The organism is Microbacterium sp. NPDC055599 (assembly GCF_053618975.1).
The window spans coordinates 1-1,047 of record NZ_JBSHIM010000038.1 but is presented as its reverse complement, the minus strand read 5'-3'; the positions used below and the strand labels follow the sequence as shown (position 1 = coordinate 1,047).

2 protein-coding genes are annotated in these 1,047 nt (G+C 28.1%); one reads left to right on the top strand and one right to left on the bottom strand.

The window, feature by feature from the left end:
- The coding region (locus ACWGQ1_RS18440; RefSeq protein WP_452313530.1) for an LPXTG cell wall anchor domain-containing protein at window positions 1-461 on the top strand (461 nt) is incomplete at its 5' end.
- Window positions 462-533: 72 nt separating this feature from the next.
- On the opposite strand, the gene ACWGQ1_RS18435 is transcribed toward ACWGQ1_RS18440, so the two are convergent.
- The coding region (locus ACWGQ1_RS18435; RefSeq protein ID WP_452313529.1) for a hypothetical protein at window positions 534-1,047 on the bottom strand (514 nt) is incomplete at its 5' end.

Below are 1,047 nucleotides of genomic sequence, written 5' to 3'. Positions count from 1 at the left end.
CACATGGTATTACATTAAATCCGCAATCAAAAGTTTTGATTAACAAACAAGAGCCATCACCTAATGGTTATGTAGCAGTAATGTTTGGAGAACAAGGTCATAATGGTCCTTCTGCTATTTTTGTTAACAAATCAAATGGTAGTATTATTGATGATCATGCTAAAGAACATAATGTTAAAACTCCAGCTCAAAGCATGGATGATCAAAATCAACAACAAGATAAAAATGCAACAAATCACACTAATAACAGTACATCCCAAAACAACAATCAAGGGCAATCTTCACAAGCTACTAGCAATGCTAAAACTGAAAATAAAACACAATCACAAAATCAATCTAAAGCATTACCAGAAACTGGTGAAGAAACATCAAATACGACTTTAGTAACAATGATTGCATCAGTGATTTTAGCTGCTGGATCATTATTAGCATTTAGACGTACTTCTAAATCAAATAAATAATCTTAATATTAATTGAGTACACATTGTCACTTTGTACTCTGTAATAGAACTTAGAAAGGCAAGTCACTATCATTAGTGATTTGCCTTTTTATTGTCTACTGTTTGAATGTCTCTTAAAAACGTATATATTTTTTGAATTTCCGAAGTACTTTCTATATCTTCTACTGACCTAAACTTATTCTTGGTTATTTCGTTATTATCATAATGATTGTTAATAATATTTAATAAGTTGTTTATGTCTTCATTTTCAGTTTCTATATGTGTATCTCTCAAAAATGGTTGCTCATACCAAAAGTTTAAGTATCTATTAAGTGTCTTGAAAATGCCTAAGTAGTAAGCGAAAGATTGTAATTCTAACATATTATCATTTTTATAATATATTGTGTTTTTATATCTTGCTACTTGTAAGTGCATTAATTCATTTCTTAGCTTTTTTCTGTCCTTAATTTTAAAATCTTTTTCTATGTTATCTACTATAAAAGAGTTAAAATCTTCTAGCTTAATAAGTTCTATATACTCATTTAGGTTTAAAAATGTTCTTTTTCCCTTTTGTGTTGTCGTAACTTTTTTTATTAATGAATTAAGT